Origin of the sequence: Bradyrhizobium sp. CCBAU 45389 (genome assembly GCF_028128625.1) — a bacterium.
Lineage (GTDB): Bacteria > Pseudomonadota > Alphaproteobacteria > Rhizobiales > Xanthobacteraceae > Bradyrhizobium > Bradyrhizobium liaoningense_B.
Window position 1 is genome coordinate 176,143 of record NZ_LBIY01000002.1, and the last position, 17,967, is coordinate 194,109.

The 17,967-nt window shown below is 65.0% G+C and carries 21 protein-coding genes; 7 read left to right on the forward strand and 14 right to left on the reverse strand.

The window, feature by feature from the left end:
- Positions 1-13 precede the first annotated feature (13 nt).
- From XH79_RS00850 to XH79_RS00875, 6 genes are all read right to left on the reverse strand, one after another.
- A complete protein-coding gene (locus tag XH79_RS00850) occupies positions 14-697 on the reverse strand; it encodes a 4-carboxy-4-hydroxy-2-oxoadipate aldolase/oxaloacetate decarboxylase (protein WP_271580299.1) in 684 nt (227 codons plus the stop codon).
- A complete protein-coding gene (locus tag XH79_RS00855; RefSeq protein WP_211403268.1) occupies positions 694-1,407 on the reverse strand; it encodes a PIG-L deacetylase family protein in 714 nt (237 codons plus the stop codon). Before XH79_RS00855 ends, XH79_RS00850 begins: the two co-directional genes overlap by 4 nt.
- A gap of 69 nt (positions 1,408-1,476) precedes the next feature.
- Positions 1,477-2,778 (reverse strand): C4-dicarboxylate transporter DctA, encoded by a 1,302-nt coding sequence (gene dctA / locus XH79_RS00860; protein WP_271580300.1) that lies wholly within the window; start codon positions 2,776-2,778, stop codon positions 1,477-1,479.
- Complete coding sequence (locus XH79_RS00865) at positions 2,775-3,659, reverse strand: amidohydrolase family protein (RefSeq protein WP_212339014.1); 885 nt, start codon at positions 3,657-3,659, stop codon at positions 2,775-2,777. The genes dctA and XH79_RS00865 overlap by 4 nt, the downstream gene beginning before the upstream one ends.
- On the reverse strand, positions 3,659-4,615 hold the full coding sequence (locus tag XH79_RS00870) for an amidohydrolase family protein (RefSeq protein ID WP_271580301.1): 957 nt from the start codon (positions 4,613-4,615) through the stop codon (positions 3,659-3,661). The genes XH79_RS00865 and XH79_RS00870 overlap by 1 nt, the downstream gene beginning before the upstream one ends.
- Positions 4,616-4,690: 75 nt before the next feature.
- Entirely contained in the window at positions 4,691-5,401 is a 711-nt protein-coding gene (locus XH79_RS00875) for a TetR/AcrR family transcriptional regulator (RefSeq protein WP_212339008.1), read from the reverse strand.
- Between the two features lie 114 nt (positions 5,402-5,515).
- Here XH79_RS00875 and XH79_RS00880 point away from each other — a divergent pair, with 114 nt between their 5' ends.
- Together XH79_RS00880 and XH79_RS00885 are read left to right on the forward strand one after the other, a co-directional pair.
- A complete protein-coding gene (locus XH79_RS00880; protein ID WP_212339005.1) occupies positions 5,516-6,493 on the forward strand; it encodes a tripartite tricarboxylate transporter substrate binding protein in 978 nt (325 codons plus the stop codon).
- 10 nt (positions 6,494-6,503) lie between these two features.
- Positions 6,504-7,304, forward strand: coding sequence for an ABC transporter substrate-binding protein (locus XH79_RS00885; protein ID WP_271580302.1), 801 nt, complete (start codon positions 6,504-6,506; stop codon positions 7,302-7,304).
- Between the two features lie 3 nt (positions 7,305-7,307).
- Here the strand turns inward: XH79_RS00885 and XH79_RS00890 are convergent, their stop codons facing one another.
- Positions 7,308-7,607 (reverse strand): DUF2218 domain-containing protein, encoded by a 300-nt coding sequence (locus XH79_RS00890; protein WP_271580303.1) that lies wholly within the window; start codon positions 7,605-7,607, stop codon positions 7,308-7,310.
- Positions 7,608-7,798: 191 nt separating this feature from the next.
- Entirely contained in the window at positions 7,799-8,014 is a 216-nt protein-coding gene (locus tag XH79_RS00895; RefSeq protein WP_271580304.1) for a hypothetical protein, read from the reverse strand.
- A gap of 188 nt (positions 8,015-8,202) precedes the next feature.
- On the opposite strand from XH79_RS00895, the gene XH79_RS00900 reads away from it, so the two are divergent.
- Both XH79_RS00900 and XH79_RS00905 read left to right on the forward strand, forming a co-directional pair.
- Entirely contained in the window at positions 8,203-8,712 is a 510-nt protein-coding gene (locus XH79_RS00900; RefSeq protein WP_271580305.1) for a MarR family winged helix-turn-helix transcriptional regulator, read from the forward strand.
- Positions 8,713-8,835: 123 nt separating this feature from the next.
- Positions 8,836-9,753 (forward strand): PepSY domain-containing protein, encoded by a 918-nt coding sequence (locus XH79_RS00905; RefSeq protein ID WP_271580306.1) that lies wholly within the window; start codon positions 8,836-8,838, stop codon positions 9,751-9,753.
- Positions 9,754-9,767: 14 nt separating this feature from the next.
- Here the strand turns inward: XH79_RS00905 and XH79_RS00910 are convergent, their stop codons facing one another.
- Positions 9,768-10,904 carry a mechanosensitive ion channel family protein gene (locus XH79_RS00910; protein ID WP_271580307.1) on the reverse strand — a complete coding sequence of 379 codons (1,137 nt, stop codon included), beginning with the start codon at positions 10,902-10,904 and terminating at the stop codon, positions 9,768-9,770.
- A gap of 126 nt (positions 10,905-11,030) precedes the next feature.
- Between XH79_RS00910 and XH79_RS00915 the strand changes: the two genes are divergently transcribed.
- Entirely contained in the window at positions 11,031-12,284 is a 1,254-nt protein-coding gene (locus tag XH79_RS00915) for a DUF763 domain-containing protein (RefSeq protein ID WP_271580308.1), read from the forward strand.
- A gap of 21 nt (positions 12,285-12,305) precedes the next feature.
- Here the strand turns inward: XH79_RS00915 and XH79_RS00920 are convergent, their stop codons facing one another.
- From XH79_RS00920 to XH79_RS00935, 4 genes are all read right to left on the reverse strand, one after another.
- Complete coding sequence (locus tag XH79_RS00920; RefSeq protein WP_271580309.1) at positions 12,306-12,539, reverse strand: hypothetical protein; 234 nt, start codon at positions 12,537-12,539, stop codon at positions 12,306-12,308.
- A 113-nt stretch (positions 12,540-12,652) separates the two neighbouring features.
- Positions 12,653-13,912, reverse strand: coding sequence for a cytochrome P450 (locus tag XH79_RS00925; RefSeq protein WP_271580310.1), 1,260 nt, complete (start codon positions 13,910-13,912; stop codon positions 12,653-12,655).
- 81 nt (positions 13,913-13,993) lie between these two features.
- Positions 13,994-14,320 (reverse strand): hypothetical protein, encoded by a 327-nt coding sequence (locus tag XH79_RS00930; RefSeq protein WP_271580311.1) that lies wholly within the window; start codon positions 14,318-14,320, stop codon positions 13,994-13,996.
- A gap of 190 nt (positions 14,321-14,510) precedes the next feature.
- Positions 14,511-15,284 (reverse strand): ferredoxin--NADP reductase, encoded by a 774-nt coding sequence (locus tag XH79_RS00935; protein ID WP_271580312.1) that lies wholly within the window; start codon positions 15,282-15,284, stop codon positions 14,511-14,513.
- A 158-nt stretch (positions 15,285-15,442) separates the two neighbouring features.
- Between XH79_RS00935 and XH79_RS00940 the strand changes: the two genes are divergently transcribed.
- Complete coding sequence (locus XH79_RS00940) at positions 15,443-16,639, forward strand: amidohydrolase family protein (RefSeq protein WP_271580313.1); 1,197 nt, start codon at positions 15,443-15,445, stop codon at positions 16,637-16,639.
- Positions 16,640-16,764: 125 nt separating this feature from the next.
- Positions 16,765-17,460 carry a hypothetical protein gene (locus tag XH79_RS00945; protein ID WP_212338964.1) on the forward strand — a complete coding sequence of 232 codons (696 nt, stop codon included), beginning with the start codon at positions 16,765-16,767 and terminating at the stop codon, positions 17,458-17,460.
- A 4-nt stretch (positions 17,461-17,464) separates the two neighbouring features.
- Here the strand turns inward: XH79_RS00945 and XH79_RS00950 are convergent, their stop codons facing one another.
- Positions 17,465-17,854 (reverse strand): hypothetical protein, encoded by a 390-nt coding sequence (locus XH79_RS00950; protein ID WP_333938768.1) that lies wholly within the window; start codon positions 17,852-17,854, stop codon positions 17,465-17,467.
- Positions 17,855-17,967 lie beyond the last annotated feature (113 nt).

A 17,967-nucleotide genomic window follows, 5' to 3' on the forward strand; every position in this document is an offset into this window, starting at 1 on the left:
GCTTGTCTTCGCTTCAGACATCCTCGGGATTGTCGACATAGACGAGGCCGGCCTTCGCCAACGCCTCGCGCATGCTGTACATGTCGAGGCCGAGCTCGCCCGATGCCAGCCGCTTGCGCTTGCCGCCTTCATCCGCGTTACGCTTCTTGGCCTTCTCGGCGACCTCGACCGCATAGCGCTTCGGCACCACCACGACGCCGTCGTCGTCGGCGACGATGATGTCGCCGGGATCGACGTTCACGCCGGCGCAAACCACGGGGATGTTGACCGAGCCGAGCGTCGCCTTGACCGTGCCCTTGGCCGAGACCGCGCGCGACCACACCGGAAAGTTCATCTCGTGCAGCGCTTTGACGTCGCGGCAGCCGGCATCGATGATCAGCCCCTGCACACCGCGGGCCTGGAGCGAGGTGGCGAGCAGCTCGCCGAACATGCCGTCGGTATTGTCGGTGGTGCAGCCGACGACGAGGATGTCGCCTTTTTTGCACTGCTCGACCGCGACATGGATCATCCAGTTGTCGCCGGGCTGCGCCAGCACGGTGACGGCGGGGCCGGCGATCGACGCACCCGCCCAGACGGGACGCAGATAAGGCTTCATCAGGCCGAGGCGGCCATAGGCCTCGTGCACGGTCGATACGCCGTACTCCGCCATGCCGGCGGGATCGGCGCGCTTGATGTTGCGAACGACGACGGGCTTCATGCCAATTCCTCCGCAACGGTCGGGAACAGGCGCTGATAGGCCTCGCCATAGGTCATGGGCACGCCGGTATTGCGGCTGCCCTGGATGCCGCGGTTGAGTGCGACACGCTCGTAATAGCCCCAGAGGTGCTTCTGCGCGGCGAGGATCTGGAACGCCTCGTACTTCTCCTTCCAGACCTCGTCGATCTTGAGGATCGTGTCCGGCTTGTAATTGCACTGCTCGGGCTGGTGCGGCTCGAACAGGAACACCGGCGGCGCCGAATATTTGTACTGCGCGCCGGGCTTGTGGCCCATCGCCTGCGCGACCACGCGCGTTTCCTGGGCGAAATGCGCCGCGTTCGGATGGTCGAAATTATAGGGGTCTTCCAGCGCATGCGTCAGCACGAAGCTCGGATTGAGCTCGCGGTAGATGTCGACCATGCGGTCGAAATGCGCTTCGGTCAGCTTCAGCGGATAGTCGCCGCAGTCGAAGAACTCGATCTCGGCACCGAGCAGCTTGGCCGCCCGCTCCGCCTCGTCCTTGCGGCCGGCCTTGACCGATTCCAGCGTCGCGCCCTTTTCCTTCCAGGCGAACTGGCTCTCGCCACGCTCGCCGAAGGACATGCACACGATCTTCATGCGATAGCCCTTCTTCGCATGCAGCGCGATGGCGCCGCCGGCGCGCCAGACGAAATCGCCGGGATGGGCGGTGACGACAAGACCTGTTTTCATGGGACAAACTCCCCTCTTTCGTTCGTAAGCATCATAGGCCGCCTGCTTCATGCCGGCAGCAGGTTCATTTCAGGCCGCAGCGACCGCGGGTTCCTCGCCGTCGAGCACGCGGCGCAACCGCTCGCCGTCGAGCGCGCCCTCCCATTTGGCAATCGCGATGGTCGCAACCGCGTTCCCGATCAGATTGGTCGGCGTCAACCCCTGCGACATCAGGCGGTGGATGCCGAGCACCAGCGCCACGCTGGTCACCGGAATGGTGCCGGTCGCCGACAGCGTCGCCGCCAGCACGACGAAGGCCGCGCCTGCGATTCCCGCCGCGCCCTTGGAGGTCACGAGCAGGATCAGCAAGAGCTCGATCTGCTCGGCGAGCCCGAACGGCGTGTTGGTCGCCTGCGCCAGGAATACCGAGGCCGCGGCGAGGTAGAGGCAGGTGCCGTCGAGATTGAAGGAATAGCCGGTCGGGATCACCAGCCCGACCACGCTCTTCTCGCAGCCGGCCTTCTCCAGCTTGGTCAGCATCCGCGGCAGCACCGTCTCCGACGAGGTCGTGGCGATGCAGATCAGCAGCTCCTCCCAGATGTAACGGATCAGCTTGAGCAGCGAGAAGCCGCAGAGCCGCGCGACGGGCCCGAGCGCAATGACGATGAAGACCAGGCAGGTCAGATAGAAGCCGCCGAGCAGCTTGCCGAGCGAGGCCAGCGAGCCCACGCCGAACTTTCCCACCGTGAACGCAATGGCACCGAACGCGCCGATCGGCGCCGCCCACATCACGAAGCCGACCACCGCAAACACCATCTTGGCGGCGATGTCGATCAGATGGACCAGCGGCGCGGCCCTCTCGCCGAGCTGCACCAGCGCGAACCCGCACAGCACGGAAATGAACAGCACCTGGAGGATGTTTCCTTCCGCAAAGGCGCCGATGAACGTGGCCGGCACGATGTTCAACAGGAACGGCACGAAGCCGATGACGCTGGTCTGCTTGACGTAAGGTTCGATCGCACTGGCATTGATGCTGGCGGGGTCGATGTTCATGCCGACGCCGGGCCGCATCAGGTTCACGGCCACGAGCCCGATGATCAGCGCGATCGTGGTCATGATCTCGAAATAGACGATCGCCTTCACCGCAACGCGCCCGACCCGCGCCATGTCGGCCATGTGCGCGATGCCGTGCACGACGGTGCAGAAGATGATCGGCGCGATCAGCATCCGGATCGCCTTGATGAAGGCATCGCCAAGCGGCTGCATCTTGGCGCCCGCCTCGGGGCTCACGATCCCAAGCGCGATGCCGGCCGCCATGGCGATGAGCACCTGGATCCAGAGCTCCTTCCACCAGGCGCGGCCGCGCGGCTTGTCGATCGTGATCGCCGTCATCGGTCGAACTCGAACAGGCGTGCGGGGTTGTCGACCAGGATTTTTTGCTGGAACTCCGGCTCCGGCGCAAACAGCGGGATCAGATCGACGAGGTCGCCGTCATTCGGCATCACCTTGACATTGGGATGCGGCCAGTCGGTGCCCCAGATGACGCGGTCGGGCGCCGTCTCGACGATCTTTCGCGCGAACGGCACCGCATCCGTGAAGGGCGGACCGGCTGAGGACACCCGCTCCGAGCCGCAGATCTTCACCCAGCACTTCTCGTCGCGCTGCATCAGCTCGATCAGGATCTTGAATGGAAGCTGATCGAGCCCTTCGGACGCCTTCACCCGGCCCATATGGTCGATGGTGTAGCTCAGCGGCAGCCTGGTCAGCATGTCGGCATATTCAGGCAGGTCGATCGCATCGAAATGCAGATCGATGTGCCAGCCGAGCGGCGTGACCATCGCGACGATGCGGTCGAACACGCGCTTGTCGGGAACGCCGCCGAGATGGCGGACGAAATTGAAGCGGCAGCCGCGGAAACCGCCCTCATGCAGCACGCGAAGTTCGCGCTCGGTGATGGTGTCGTCGATATTGGCAACCGCGCGATAGGCGCCATTGCTCTCGGCGATGGCATCGAGCGCCACCGTGTTGTCGGTGCCGTGCACGCTGGCATTGACGATCACCGCGCGCTCCACGCCGAGCTTGGCGTGCAGTGCGCGAAAGTCTTCCAGCGGCGCATCGGGCGGCGTGTAGGAACGGTCAGGCGCATAAGGATATTTCGAGCCGGGCCCGAAGATGTGGCAATGCGCGTCGCATGACAGTTTTGGCAGCTTGAACTTCGGCGTGCGCGTGTTCGGATCGGGCGGCGGAATCGTCGGCGTGTACATCATTGTCATCAGGTGAACTTGAACAGGCGCGCCGGATTGTCGACCAGCAGCTTTTGTTGGACCTTGGGATCGGGCGCGAAGAGAGGAATGAGGTCGACGATATCGCCGTCGTCAGGCATGACCTTGACATTGGGATGCGGCCAGTCGGTGCCCCAGAGCACGCGATCGGGCGCGTTGTCGATCAGCGCCTTCGCGAACGGCACGGCGTCATGGAACGGCTTGCCGGTGCTGGAAGCGCGCTCCAGGCCCGTGATCTTGACCCAGCACTTCTCGTCCTTCTTCTGCAGATCGAGCAGCGCAGTGAAGCCGGGATCATCTAACCCCTTCCCCGCCTGCACCGTGCCCATGTGATCGATCACGTAAGGCGTCGGCAGCGCGGTCAGGATGGGCGCGAATTCGGCAATCGTGCCCGGCTCGAAATAGACGTCGATGTGCCAGCCGAGCTCGGCGACGCGATGCACGATGCGCTGGAACTTGGTCATGTCGCCGACGCCGCCGAGGCGCTTGAGGAAGGCGAAGCGGCAGCCGCAGATGCCGCCCTTGTCGAGCGCCGCAAGCTCCTTCTCGGTCATCTCGTCGCTGACGTTGGCGATGCCCTTGTAGGCGCCTTCGCTCTGGGCGATGGCATCGGTGACGACCCGATTGTCGGTGCCGTGCACGGTGGCGTTGACGATCACGCAACGCTCGACGCCGATCTTCTCGTGGACGCTGCGGAACGTCTCCAGCGGCGCATCGGCGGTGTTGTACGGACGCTTCTCGGCGAAGGGATAACGGGCCGCGGGACCGAAGATATGCGTATGGGTATCGCAGGATTTCGCCGGCAGCTTGAAGGACGGCGTCTTGGGATTGGGGTCCGGCGGCGTGATCGTCGGGATCGCCTTCTCAGCGCTTTGCGCGCGCGCTTCACCCGCAAGCGCGGCACCGGCCAATCCGGTCAAGAGATGCAAGCACTCCCGCCTGTTCATTTCCTAAAGCACCCTGTTACATGGCCCGCTTGCGAGCGAAGGTGCTGTTACGCGCCTCCCCTCGGGCGGTTTCTTTCAAGTCTTGCTGCTGACGACCGGCCGCCGGCGTGCCGGCGCGGCCTGGTCAAGCGCCGGCGCCTGGAATGCGGCGACGGTCGCCTGCACCAACTGCTCGATGGCGCCCGCGGCATCGCTGCCGTCGGCCTCGCCGCGCGACAGGCGCGAGACGCGGTCCGGCGTCACCAGCGAGTAATAGAGTGCGCCGAGCAGGAAATGGCTGCGCCAGACGATGTCGGTGCGCGGAATGTGCGGCAGGCTCTCGTGGATCGCGTCGATGAAGGCGTGGCTGGTGTCATCGAAGGTCTGCGCGATGATTTTTCGCGCAACTTCATTGCCCTCAGCCGACATCACCGCGCGCAACCGCGTGAAGCGCGCCCCGCCGCCGGCGAGATCGCTGCCCGAGGTGAAAGCCGGCACCACATAGGCGCGCACGATCGCCTCCAGCCGGTCCTGCAGATCGCGCACGCGTTTTGCGGCGGCGAGCAGCTCGGAACGGCGCAGGTTCATCGGCCCGCAATGACGCCGGTAGATTTCCAGCAGCAGGCCGTCCTTGGTCTTGAAATGATAGGTGACGCTGCCGGGATTGGCCCCGGCAGCCTGCGCGATGTCGCGCACCGAGACGGCATTGAAGCCGTTGGTGGCAAACAGCTCCTCGGCCGCGGCGAGGATCGCCTCGCGCATGTTCGGCTTGCGGGCCGATTCCTTGCTGGTGGGCTTGCGTACCATGTGATTTGTACTATCGTACAAAAGATCAGGTCTCGTCAACAAAAACCATGGGTATCGTCCGGAGCGGCTCAGAGACCGCCGTCAGGGACGGAATGCCCGCAAGGAGTGCTGGGAATGCTGGGTTTGAACAAGAAGATCGCCGGCTTGATGCTGGGCGCCGGTCTGCTGCTGGCGGGCAGCGCCGCGCAGGCCGACAATTATCCGAGCAAGCCGGTCCACATCCTCGTGCCCTACGCCGCGGGCGGTGCGGTCGACGTCCTCGCCCGCACGCTGGGACAGGCACTCGCAAAAACCTGGGGCCAGCAGCCGGTGATCGACAACCGTCCCGGCGCCGGCGGCATCGTGGCGTCGCAGACGCTGGCGCAGGCCGCACCCGACGGCTACACGCTGATCCTGGTCGCCAGCGGCCATCCGCTGAACCAGTTCATCTATCCGAGCGTGCCCTACGACACGTTCAAGGATTTCACCGCGATCACCGAAGTCGCCTCCTCCCCGCTCGCGATCGTGGTGGCGAAGGACAGCCCCTACAAGACGCTCGGCGATCTGCTCGCCGCGGCCAAGAAGGAGCCGGACAAGCTCTCCTACGGCATGTCGGGCAACGGCACCTCGGCGCATCTTGCCGGCGAGCTGCTCAAACACATGTCAGGCACCAAGATCGTCGCGATCCCCTACAAGGGCGGCGCACCGGCGCTGACGGCCGTGATCGCCGGCGAGATCCCGCTCAGCATCAATCCGCTTGCGGAAGCCATCGGCCAGCTCGAGGGCGGCCCGGTGCGCGCGCTCGCGGTGACCTCGGCCGAGCGCTCCAAGGCCCTGCCGAACGTGCCAACCGTCGCGGAGTCCGGCGTGCCCGGCTACGACGTCTCGGTCTGGTGGGGCGTGCTTGGTCCGGCCAAGATGCCGCCGGAGATCGTCGCGAAGCTCGAGACCGACCTCAAGGCCGCGCTGCAGGACGCAAACGTGCTGTCGACGCTCGGCAAGATCGGCGCAGCCCCCGTCGGCTCCTCCGCCAAGGATTTCGACGCCTATATGCGTGCCGAGGCGACCAAATGGGAGCCGGTGCTGAAGGCCGCCAACATCCGCGCGCAGTAGGGCTCTTCCCATGAGGACCTCTGGGCACCTTGCGCGCACCGCCCTGCTCGCGGTTGCAATCATCAACCTGATCGGCGCGCCGCCCGCGCGCGCCGATGGCGAGGCAAAGCTCCTCGCGCCAAGCGGGACCTTGCGCGTCGGCATCTATCCGGGCAGCCCGACCTCGATGGTGACGGACGCCGCCGGCAAGCCGCACGGCCTCGCCTATGATCTCGGCGGCGAGCTGGCAAAGCGGCTCGGAATCGGCGTCGACTATGTCAGATTTCAGCGCGTCGCCGACATCGTCACCGCGATCCATGACGGCCAGATCGATTTCACCGTGACCAACGCCACGCCCGCTCGCGCGAACGAGGTCACGTTCACCCAGCCAGTGCTGGCGATCGAACTCGGCTTCCTCGTCCCCGCGAATTCGCAGGTCGCAACGGTCGAGGATATCGACAAGCCCGGCGTGAAGATCGGCGTCACCAAGGGCTCGACCTCGGAACGGACGCTGCCGGCGAAATTCAAGAATGCGACCATCGTTCCGGCCGAAAGCGTCAAGGTCGCCATCGCCATGTTCGGCCGCGCCGAGATCGATCTCTACGCCACCAACAAGCCGACGCTGTTCGAGATGTCCGACCAGATGCCGGGCGCCAAAATCCTCGACGGCAATTGGGGGCTGGAGCACATGGCGATCGCGATCCCGAAGGGGCGCGAGGACGCGCTTCCCCTGCTCAATCGCTTCGTCACGGAGGAACAGTCCAGCGGCGCGCTGGACACGATCCAGCAGCAGGCGGGCCTGCGTGGCGCGATCAAGGCCAAACGCGAGTAGGCCCTAACTCGCCGCCTGCTCCGCGGACCGCCAGACGATCTCCGGCGGATCGCGGAAGGCGAAGCGGACGAGATGCCGCTCGACAATGCCCTCGACCTGCTTGAGGAGGTCCGCATTCTCGGCGTCCGCCCTGAGCACGAGCTTGCCGGCCGCGGCTTCGAGCCGGCACGTCCCCACTGAAAACGGGATCGTGCCCTGCTCCGGCGTGAACTCCACCGGCAGCTTGTGCGCAAAGTGCTTGCAGAGCTGCTGGAGGTAGATGCTGGCCCGCTCGGTGGCGATCTCGGCCACGGAATGATTCATGGGATGCCCTTTCAGGCTGATGATGTCGGGACGTCCGCCTTGCACGGCGATGTAGGCCGCAGGTATCTTCCCAGCAAGCTATTAGCCGCTAACGATGCCGTGAGGGTTTTCGGATGATGTCGCCGGACATGCAGAATGCTGCCGACAGGCTGGAAGGCCGGCCCGCCACTCGGCAACCCCTGTCTCCGGGATTACCAGGCGCCGGGCTGAGCCGGCGGACGAGCGATGGCAACAGCCTCAGCGGAATTAGTGCCGGCCGGCGCGGCCCCGAAAGCCTGCCGTGCGGTGGCCTGCTTGGTCGCCTTGGCCGCGGCAGTCGTCCTGGTCTGACCGCTTTCAGCGAAAGCCGCCGACGCGGCCAGGATCACCACCGCGGTCAAGGTCAGCGTCAGATATTGCTTGATCATGTCATGCTCCGTTTTGGCAAAGGCTCTCCCGTTCGCGCGCCGGCTTCTCGCGCGCGTCGGGCTCATGTCCGGATTCTCGCCGACCGACGACGGCCGATCAGTTATCTTTCTAGGAAGATATATCCTGGATATCTTTCTGGCAAGACATCCACCGATGAACTCTTCGTTAGATGAACTCAGGAGGCAACGTGACCGAACCGCGCTATCCCGCGGACAAGCTTCTCGGCATCAGGAAGAAGCATTGGCCCGAATCCGTCACCGCCGTCGGCGAGCTCATGGTGCGCGTCTATCGCCTGAACAGCCTGATGCGCGACGGCGTCGCGCAGCAGATCGCCGCGCACGACCTGTCATTCATGGAATTCGAGGTGCTGATCACGCTCCGCGGCGTCGCTCCCCCGTACGAGATGATCCCGACCGAGCTTTACCCGGCCATCCTGATCTCGTCGGGCGGACTGACCAAGGTGCTCAATTCCCTGCAGGAGCGAGGCTTCATCACGCGGGCGGAAGGCGCGGAAGACAAGCGCAGCAAGCCGGTCCGGCTGACGGCCAAGGGCCGCACGCTCGCCGAGCGCGTCATGGCCGACGTTCTCGAGCACGGCGACACGATGGTGCGCGGCGGCCTCTCGGACGCCGACATCGAGCGCGCGACGCGGTTGCTGCACAAGCTGCTGACGACGCTCGAACCTGCGAACGATTAGCATTCGCCTGCGACGCTACGCAGACTCCGTTTGCTGCAAATCAACGCAACAACATGGACAAAGCGTCATTTGTCTTCGGCGCCGCGTTGGGCAACCAAAGCGGCGGATCGTCGGAGACCTGACATGAGCAAGCCCCTGCTGTTGACGCTGCATCGCTGGATCACGCTGGTCTTTGCCCTGCCCTTGCTCGCGATCATCGTCACCGGACTGATCCTGTCCTTCGAGCCGCTGGTGCAAGTCAGTGGCACCATGGGTCCTGGCATTGATGCAGCGCGCGTCGTCGAGCTGGTGAAGCGATATGATCCGGATGGCAAGGCACGCGGGCTGTCGATCAATGCCGCAAGCCAGCGCATGACGCTGCAAGGCGCCGGCACCCCGGCGATCGATCTCGCAACCGGCGAGCCCGCCGCCGCAGCTTCCGGCCTCTCCGATCTCCTGCTGTGGGCCCGCTTCACCCATGAACGGTTGCTCGGCCAGGCGTGGCTGGTGACGAGCTCGACCATCGCCATGGTCACGCTGATGGTTCTCGGTATCTTCATGGGACTGCCGCGGCCGCGCAACACGCTGTCCGGATGGCACAAGGGCACCGCGTGGTTCGCGCTGCCGCTGGTCCTGCTCAGCCCGCTGACCGGCCTGTGCATGGCGTTCGGCCTGACGTTTCAGAACGGAGCCGCTCCAGCCGGCGGCGGACGTCCAGTTGCCCTGCCTGAGGCCGTTCGCATGGTCGCGGACCGGCACGACCTCACCCACGTGATCTCGATCGGCACCCGCGGCGGCCGCGTGATGGCGCGCATCTATGAGGGCGGAGAGCTCCGTGCCTACGCCGTCAATGCGAGCGGCGTCACGCCGCTGCCGCGCAACTGGCCGCGCCTGATCCATGAAGGAAACTGGTCGGCCCTGATCGCTTCGCCGCTCAATGTCGTCACCTCGATCGCGCTCCTGACGCTGCTCTCGACAGGACTGCTGATCTGGGCCCGGCGGAAACTGCGCAAGCGGCGCCCGCGCGCCGGCGGACAGGCCGCCGTGGCTGGAGCTGCCTAACAACCCCGCCCCGTTCAATTGCGCGTGCTCGCCCGCATCTTGTCCGGTGGCGGCCGCAGGAAGTCGGCATCGTCGCCGGCGGACGGGATCAGGATTGCACGCTCGCGCGGCAGCGCCTCCGGCATCTCGTCGCGGATGAAGGCCACGAGCTTCTCCCTGATCTCGCAGCGCAGGTCCCAGGATTGCGGCGCATTCCTGGCGCTGACCAGCGCGCGCAGCTCGATGGTGCGCGAATCCGCGTCGATCACCTGAAGATTGACCACCTCTCCGTCCCACAGCTTCGACTGCTTCACCGCCTCCTCCAGCCAGCGCCGGATGCGCGGTACATCGGCGCGGTAATCGACATGGAGCGCGATGACGCCGATCAGGGAGGCGGTATCGCGGGTCCAGTTCTGGAACGGTTTTTCGATGAAGTACGACAGCGGCACCACCATGCGGCGCCAGTCCCAGAGCCGGATCACGACATAGGTCGAGGCGATGTCCTCGACCCAGCCCCACTCGTTCTCGATGATGACGGCATCCTCGATCCGGATCGGCTGGGTGATCGCGATCTGCAAGCCCGCGATCAGGTTGCTGAGCAGCGGACGGGCGGCAAGACCGACAATGATACCGGCAGCGCCCGCGGAGGCGAACAGGCTGACGCCGTACTGCCGCACCGAATCGAACGTCATCAGCGCGGTCGAGACCGTGATGATGACGATGATGATGTCGGTGACGCGCTTGAACACGCGCACCTGCGTGACGTGCTTGCGCGCGATGAAATTTTCGGTGACGTCGCGGAAACTCTGCAAATAGCGCGCCGCGCTCATGTCGACGACCCGGATCGAGATCCAGCCGATCAGCGCGATGAAGGCGACGACGAACAGGCGCGTGAGCGGCGCGCGGATGGTGTCGTCGAGCGAGGCGAGCGGCAGGACGAGCGCGACGGCGGCAAGACACAGCGCAAGCTGGGCCGGCCCCGCCGTCCGCTCGATGAACACGCTGATGAGGGGAAGCCGGGTCCCGAAGGCGCGATTGAGCAGCCGGACCGCGATTCGATAAACGAACAGGGCAAGCAGGATCGCCCCGGCAACGAGGCAGAGCCCGATGAACCATGGCGGTATCCAGCCGAACATCCTGTCGATGTCGGCCATCAGGGCCTGCCAATTCATTGCTGTCCCCATCTTGCATTCGCGTCAGCGCTCAACGCCTCCCGGCCGGCTTCGCTCCCCCCGCCCCCTGCAACGCGGCATTCCGCTGGTGCAACCGTCGCCGACCTGCGCTAGTTTGTGGTTCGCATGACCAGACGAACCGGCAGCGCCGATCTTCCTCTCCACACCGGACGGGTTCCGCCGTGGCTCGCAAGCCGCATGGCGACGCTCGGCGCGATCGTCACCCAGGCAGTCGTTCATCATTACGGACGCGATGCATTCCTGCAGCGTCTGTCGCATCCGTTCTGGTTCCAGTCGTTCGGCGCCGTGATGGGGATGGACTGGCACTCCTCAGGGATAACCACCTCGGTGATCGGCGCGCTGAAGCGCGGACTCGGCCCGCTCCAGGACGAGCTCGGCATCTATGTCTGCGGCGGCCGCGGCCAGCATTCGCGCAAGACACCGGACGAGCTGTTGCTGCTCGGCGATCGCGTCGGCTTCGACGGCGCAAAGCTCACGCGCGCCAGCCGCCTGGTGGCGAAGGTCGACAGCGCCGCTGTGCAGGACGGTTTCGATCTTTATCTCCACGGCTTCTTCGTCACCGCCGACGGCAAATGGACGGTGGTGCAGCAGGGCATGAACGGCGACAAGCGCCAGGCCCGCCGCTATCACTGGCATTCGGAAGCGCTGAAGAGCTTCGTCGATGCGCCCCACAGCGCGATCGACGGTCCGCAGCAGGGCGAGATCGTCAATCTCACCGATCACCGCGCCGACGTCTCGCGCACCGCGCAACTGGAGCTCTTGAGCGACCTCGGCCCCGACCGCATCGTCTCCGAATTCGAGCAGCTCATCGGGACGGCGCCCGAGCCGGCGCAAGCCCTGCTGCCGCACCTGATCATGCCTGATCATCACGATGTCAGACCCAAGGACGTGTTCGCGCGCCGCCTGCACGGCACGCTGGCTGCGGCGGCCGAGCGCGGCCCGGTCGATTTCCCGGAACTGCTGCTGACGCCCGGCGTCGGCGCGCGCACCGTGCGCTCGCTGGCGATGGTCGCCGAAGTCGTGCACGGCGCGCCCTATCGCTTCACGGACCCGGCGCGCTTCTCGCTCGCCCATGGCGGCAAGGATCGGCATCCCTATCCCGTCCCGATCAAGGTCTATGACGAGACCATCCGCGTGCTGAAGGGTGCGATCCAGAACGCAAAGCTCGGGCGTGAGGAAGAGATGCAGGCGATCAAGCGCCTCGACGACCAGGCGAGGCGGCTGGAGCGGACCGCGCGTGGGCCGTCGGTGGAGTCGTTCATCGCAGGTGAACGTGCAGCCTCGCCCGATCTCGACGGTCGCTCCGTGTTCGGCTGGGAGCGCGATCTCGTCGCTTCCAGGAAGTCGACCGGCTCCTGAAGCTGCCGCTTGCAGCGAGGACTACTCGTCAGCCTCCCCGTCGTCGCTCAGCCGGTTGGCCGAATGATCCTGGTACTGCTCCGTCTGGATGAACTTGCCATCCATACCGCGAATGTCGGAATGCTGCGCCTTGTCGCGGTTCGACAGGATCATGTTATCGCCGACCTTGTCCTTTGGGATATCAGTAAGTGCGCCGGTCCCCGCACCCTTGCCATGCGCGCCTGATCCGATATGCGTCTTGCCGCCGTTGGGCATGGACTGCTCCCTTGCTGTTACGTGCATCGAGGCAACGCGGGCGCATTCCAGATTGTTTCGCACCTTATGCAAGATGACGCGCCCCTTGTTCCCCGTGCGGTGCAGGTGCGGTGTTAATCCGCGAGCTGCGGTTCGGCGGCGGCCGCAGCGAGGCGCGGCCGGCCGTTCCCGTCTGCAACGACTGGCAACCTTGCGATCGCGCGCAGGCCCGGGCGCCTGCGCCACCGAACCTGCGAGGGATCAATGGCCAGACCAAGTTTCGGCCATCGCGCAAATAGCGCCTCCAGCGCGCAGGCCGCTTCGATCCGCGCTAGTTGATGGCCAAGGCAGAAATGAATTCCCGTTCCGAACGAGATGTGGCGGTTCGGCTTGCGCGCGAGGTCGAGCCGTTCCGGCTTGTCGTGCACCGCCGGATCCATATTTGCGGCGGCGAGCATGACCATGACACGATCGCCCTTCTTCAGCCGCACGCCCGCAAGCTCGGTATCCCGCCGCACGTAGCGCGGCTTCGAAAACTGCACCGGCGAGACGAAGCGCAGAAACTCCTCGACGGCGAGCGCGATGCGGCTATGGTCTTGCTCCAGCCAGTCGCGCAAGGCCGGATCCTTGAGAAGTTCATAGACCGAACCGCTGATGAGATGCGTCGTGGTCTCCGAGCCCGCAGCCAGCAGCAGGAACACCATCGAAACCATTTCATCCGGCGTGATCTGGCCGCCTTCGCGCTCGACCTGGACGAGTTCGGCGATCAGGCCTTCGCCGCCCCGCATGCGCGCGATCTGCAACTGCTCTTCGAGATAACGTCGCATCTTGCGGAATGCGAGCAGCAACCGAAAGAAGCTGAGGACATTCGTGAGAGACGACATTGAATTCGCCCAGGCGATGAACCTCGGACGATCGGCGGCCGGCAGGCCCAGCAACTCGCAGATGACCGCCAGCGGCAGCAGTCGGGCATAACGCTGGACGAGATCGGCGGGGCTGCCGCCGGCAAACAGCTCGCCGGCAAGACCGTCCGCTATCGCGCGAATGCGCGGCTCCATCGCCACGATCGCACGGCGGCGAAACGCTTCGTCTACGATGCTGCGCAGCCGCGTGTGATCCGGCTCGTCCATCGTCAGCATGTTATTGGCGATGGTCTTGACGTATTTCGGCATCCACCAGCGTAGCCCCGCGACCTCGCCATCCTCCTTGCGCAGCGTGAAGGTCGCGCCGTCCTTCAGGACCTCTGCCGTGGCGTCGTGCGTGGTGGTGATCCAGACCTCGCCGACCAGGGGAAAGCGCGTCGCGACCACCGGGCCGGACGCGCGCAGCATCGCGATCGCCTTGGGCGGATCGCGGAAGAAAGCCTCGCTGGTGAAATCGAGGCGCTGTGCCATGGGATCACCGGAATGGTTGGCGCCTCAACCAGATGGTGTGCGCGCGGCGGCGCGCAAGAGCCGGAACCGGCGGAAGAGAGCCTATCCGCGTCCGGGCGAACGCTGGCCGGTCTTGCGTTGCTGCTGGTTGGTATAGGAGTCCCAATGGCTCCAGCTGCCATTGCTGAGGCTCTGCAGGTCGGTGCCAAGCGGACGCCGCGTGCGCTTGTCGTGATCGGCGATGACGCGCTCGGACTGAGCGATCTTGCGCTTGAGTTCCGCGATCGCCTTCTGGGTCTGGCCGTTCCGCTTCGAGGACGCGATCTCGCCCATCGTGAAGCGCGCGGTCTCCAGCGCCTTCAACTCGGCGCGATTCTTCTTCAACTGAACCCGGTGCCAGGCGATGTTGCTGTCGCTGTCCGCAACCATGTGGGAACTCCGCTGATTCGGTCCCACATAGTATCGTGCGCCGAATCGGCGCCGCAACGCCCCGGCGGTGGCGAAAATGCGATCTTCTCGCGCAGAAATTCTGTGCCTGGAGCCCCGGAACGGGGCTCTAGATTCTTATCTTGGCGCGTTTTCTTTACGCGAACCGGCATCCACTTCGCTCGAAAACGCTTTAGCGCTCGGCGAAGGCCTTTTCGACCACGAACTGAGCCGGCTCGCCGTGGTTGCCTTCGATGAAGCCGCGCTCGCCGAGCAGCACACGGGTATCCGCCACCAGCGCCGGGCTGCCGCAGATCATGACGCGGTCGTGGGCGGCGTCCAGCGCCGGCAGGCCGATATCGGTGAACAGCTTTCCTGACGTGATGAGGTCGGTGATGCGGCCGCGGTTGCGGAAGGGATCGCGGGTCACCGTCGGGTAGTAGATCAGCTGGTTCTGGATGTACTCGCCGAGCAGCTCGTCCTTCGGCAGGTGCTCGGTGATCATCTCGCCATAGGCGAGCTCCTTGACGTGCCGGCAGCCGTGCAGCAGCACCACCTTCTCGAACCGCTCGTAGGTCTCGGGGTCCTTGATCACGCTCAGGAACGGCGCAAGACCGGTGCCGGTGCCGATGAGGTAGAGGTTGCGTCCCTCTTCCAGATTGTCGATGACGAGCGTCCCAGTGGCCTTGCGGCTGACGATGATCTCGTCGCCTTCCTTCAGGTGCTGGAGGCGCGAGGTCAGCGGTCCATCCGGCACCTTGATCGAGAAGAACTCCAGCGTGTCCTCGTAATTGGCGCTGGCGACGCTGTAGGCCCGCAGCAGCGGCTTCTCGCCGACCTTGAGCCCGATCATGGTGAATTCGCCGTTGCGGAAGCGGAAGGTCGGGCTGCGGGTGGTCTTGAAGGAGAACAGCGTGTCGGTCCAGTGGTGGACGCTCAAAACGCTTTCCTGATTGAAATTGCTCATCTCACCCTTCCGTTTCGCTTCCAATGCGGTTCCGAGGCGGTCAGCTATGCGTCGTTTGTACACGATCATTCGTATACTAATGAATAATCCGGCTTGATCCCGCGGTCAAGGCTGCCCAAGATCGGAAGCGTTGCAGTAAGGAATAAGGAGCCCCTTCCATGGCGCATGACGCACCCCAGGCCACCGGACCCTCGAAGCTGGTGATCCGGAATATCGGCCTGATCCTGTCCGGCGCCCTGGAAAAGCCGATCCTGGACGGCGACACCATCGTCGCCGAGAACGGCAAGATCACCGCGATCGGCCGCTTCAAGGACCTCAATACCGAAGGCGCGACCACCATCGTCGAGGCCAACGGCACCACGGTGGCGCCCGGCCTGATCGACAGCCATGTCCACCCCGTCGCCGGCGACTGGACGCCGCGGCAGAACCAGATCGGCTGGATCGACAGCAATCTGCATGGCGGCGTCACCACCATGATCTCCGCCGGCGAGGTCCATATGCCCGGCCGTCCGCGCGACGTCGTCGGGCTCAAGGCGATGGCGATCTTTGCCCAGCGCGCCTTCTGGAATCTGCGACCGGGCGGCGTAAAGGTTCACGCCGGCGCGCCGGTCATCGAATGCGAGATGGTCGAGGAGGACTTCAAGGAGCTGGCGGCCGCCGGCGTCAAACTGCTCGGCGAGGTCGGCCTCGGCGGCGTCAAGGACGGCCCGACCGCGCGTAAGATGGTCGGCTGGGCCCGCAAATACGGCATCCAGAGCACCATTCACACCGGCGGCCCCTCGATCCCCGGCTCAGGCCTGATCGACAAGGACGTGGTGCTGGAGGCCGACACCGACGTGGTCGGCCACATCAATGGCGGCCACACCGCGCTCCCCGACGACCAGATCCGCTGTATCTGCGAGGGCTGTAAGCGCGGCCTCGAGATCGTTCACAACGGCAACGAGCGCTCGGCCCTGTTCACGCTGCGCATCGCGCGCGAGATGGGCGATCTGCATCGCGTCATCCTCGGCACCGATGCGCCCGCCGGCTCCGGCGTGCAGCCGCTCGGCATCTTGCGCATGGTGTCGATGCTGTCCTCGCTTGGCGAGCTGCCGGCCGAGCTCGCGTTCTGCCTTGCCACCGGCAACACCGCGCGGATGCGCCAGCTCGACTGCGGCCTGATCGAGGTCGGCCGTTCCGCCGACTTCGTCATCATGGACAAGGCCCAGCACTCGCCCGGCAAGAACATCCTGGAGAGCGTCCAGCTCGGCGACCTCCCCGGCATCGGCATGACCATCATCGACGGCATCGTGCGCACCCAGCGCAGCCGCAACACGCCCCCGGCCACCAAGGTGCCGGAGGTGGTGGCGAAGTGACGCAGCCGGAGCGGCCCGCCGCTCCGCATCGCCCCTCGAAGGCGTTGAACAAGTCTGCTGCCTGCTGCGTCTAACGCAGGCAGCCCTCGGCGGCGGCAGTTCCTTGCTGAACCATCGAGGGCAACATGAAGAACTCATCGCGAATAGGCGTCGGCATTGCTGGCGCGGTAGCGGGCTATATCGCGGTCTTTGTGCTGTTCTCCATCCTCGATTTCGGCAACCGCGCGGACCCGATCACATCGGGCCTGTTGGGACTGTTCTTCTACTCTCCCATCGGCGCGATCGCCGGCGCGGTGCTTGCCAGCTGGCTGGTGACGCGTTCGGGCAAGGATAAGGATGCAGGCAATGGCAGCGTCGCGCGCAACAGCCTGAAGTCGCTCGGCGTCGTCGTCCTGCTCTGCGTCGCCGGTATCGGCATCTACATCGCCTACGCCTATGCGACCGCGACGCCCTGGCTCAACCGGAACGGCAACAATCCCCTGCTCGTGTTCGAGGTCCGTTTTCCGGCCGGAGTAAAAGTGCCGGCGACCGCGCAGGGCATCACCATCGAGCTGCAGACCGACCTCAACACCATGCCGGGCGAAGTGACGCCCGCCGCCTTCTATCGCGACGGCGACCAGCCCGTCATCGCGGGCGAGGTCGAGCTGGCGTTTCGCACCTCGCACCGGCAGCTCGCGGTCAACATCCAGGGCCAACCGAGCCGGGTCTATCCGATCGATCTGACGGCCCGGGCGCCGCATACACCGGAATTCGGGACGTGGCGGCGACTCGCTGACGGCAGCGAAATCCGCTACCGCGCCAAATGGCCGGGAAAGACGTAAGCGATCAGCGCGGCTTCGGCCCCTCACAACGCACATAGGTTTGGCGCTTCGCGCGCCCGACCGGGCCGTTGTCCATCACCAGCCTGCCATCCGCCGCGATGGACACCCGGGGATTGGAGCGAAACTTCTCGCCTTCGCCTTCGCAGGCGAGCTTCATTGTCCAGCCAAGCTTGCCGTCGGCGGTGATCTCGCTAGCGCGGCATCGTGTCTCGTACCAATAGAGACGATTACCGCCTTCGATGCTCATGCGGTTCGGGCTGTCGTCGTCGCGGCAGTCCTTTTTGGTCGAGGCCCAGAAGCCTTCGTAGGGCTGGGCGGCAAAAGCAGGCACGCATTGGCCCGCGAGTGCCGCGCCAACAGCCAGAACTATCGCAAATTGCGCCGCCGCTCTCATGACGAAGAACCTCGACAAACCCTTCATCGAGGTTAGTCGCTCGTTCCAGCAGCTTGTTCAACTGCCGTAGGGTGGGCAAAGCGAAGCGTGCCCACCAATCTTCGTTAAATGCT

Excerpts from the sequence above, each read along its gene's own strand:
- XH79_RS00850 (WP_271580299.1), bottom strand. The coding sequence starts at position 697 with ATGAAGCCCGTCGTCGTTCGCAACATCAAGCGCGCCGATCCCGCCGGC.
- XH79_RS00855 (WP_211403268.1), bottom strand. The coding sequence starts at position 1,407 with ATGAAAACAGGTCTTGTCGTCACCGCCCATCCCGGCGATTTCGTCTGG.
- dctA (WP_271580300.1), bottom strand. The coding sequence starts at position 2,778 with ATGACGGCGATCACGATCGACAAGCCGCGCGGCCGCGCCTGGTGGAAG.
- XH79_RS00865 (WP_212339014.1), bottom strand. The coding sequence starts at position 3,659 with ATGACAATGATGTACACGCCGACGATTCCGCCGCCCGATCCGAACACG.
- XH79_RS00870 (WP_271580301.1), bottom strand. The coding sequence starts at position 4,615 with ATGAACAGGCGGGAGTGCTTGCATCTCTTGACCGGATTGGCCGGTGCC.
- XH79_RS00875 (WP_212339008.1), bottom strand. The coding sequence starts at position 5,401 with ATGGTACGCAAGCCCACCAGCAAGGAATCGGCCCGCAAGCCGAACATG.
- XH79_RS00880 (WP_212339005.1), top strand. The coding sequence starts at position 5,516 with ATGCTGGGTTTGAACAAGAAGATCGCCGGCTTGATGCTGGGCGCCGGT.
- XH79_RS00885 (WP_271580302.1), top strand. The coding sequence starts at position 6,504 with ATGAGGACCTCTGGGCACCTTGCGCGCACCGCCCTGCTCGCGGTTGCA.
- XH79_RS00890 (WP_271580303.1), bottom strand. The coding sequence starts at position 7,607 with ATGAATCATTCCGTGGCCGAGATCGCCACCGAGCGGGCCAGCATCTAC.
- XH79_RS00895 (WP_271580304.1), bottom strand. The coding sequence starts at position 8,014 with ATGATCAAGCAATATCTGACGCTGACCTTGACCGCGGTGGTGATCCTG.
- XH79_RS00905 (WP_271580306.1), top strand. The coding sequence starts at position 8,836 with ATGAGCAAGCCCCTGCTGTTGACGCTGCATCGCTGGATCACGCTGGTC.
- XH79_RS00910 (WP_271580307.1), bottom strand. The coding sequence starts at position 10,904 with ATGAATTGGCAGGCCCTGATGGCCGACATCGACAGGATGTTCGGCTGG.
- XH79_RS00915 (WP_271580308.1), top strand. The coding sequence starts at position 11,031 with ATGACCAGACGAACCGGCAGCGCCGATCTTCCTCTCCACACCGGACGG.
- XH79_RS00920 (WP_271580309.1), bottom strand. The coding sequence starts at position 12,539 with ATGCCCAACGGCGGCAAGACGCATATCGGATCAGGCGCGCATGGCAAG.
- XH79_RS00925 (WP_271580310.1), bottom strand. The coding sequence starts at position 13,912 with ATGGCACAGCGCCTCGATTTCACCAGCGAGGCTTTCTTCCGCGATCCG.
- XH79_RS00930 (WP_271580311.1), bottom strand. The coding sequence starts at position 14,320 with ATGGTTGCGGACAGCGACAGCAACATCGCCTGGCACCGGGTTCAGTTG.
- XH79_RS00935 (WP_271580312.1), bottom strand. The coding sequence starts at position 15,284 with ATGAGCAATTTCAATCAGGAAAGCGTTTTGAGCGTCCACCACTGGACC.
- XH79_RS00940 (WP_271580313.1), top strand. The coding sequence starts at position 15,443 with ATGGCGCATGACGCACCCCAGGCCACCGGACCCTCGAAGCTGGTGATC.
- XH79_RS00945 (WP_212338964.1), top strand. The coding sequence starts at position 16,765 with ATGAAGAACTCATCGCGAATAGGCGTCGGCATTGCTGGCGCGGTAGCG.
- XH79_RS00950 (WP_333938768.1), bottom strand. The coding sequence starts at position 17,854 with ATGAGAGCGGCGGCGCAATTTGCGATAGTTCTGGCTGTTGGCGCGGCA.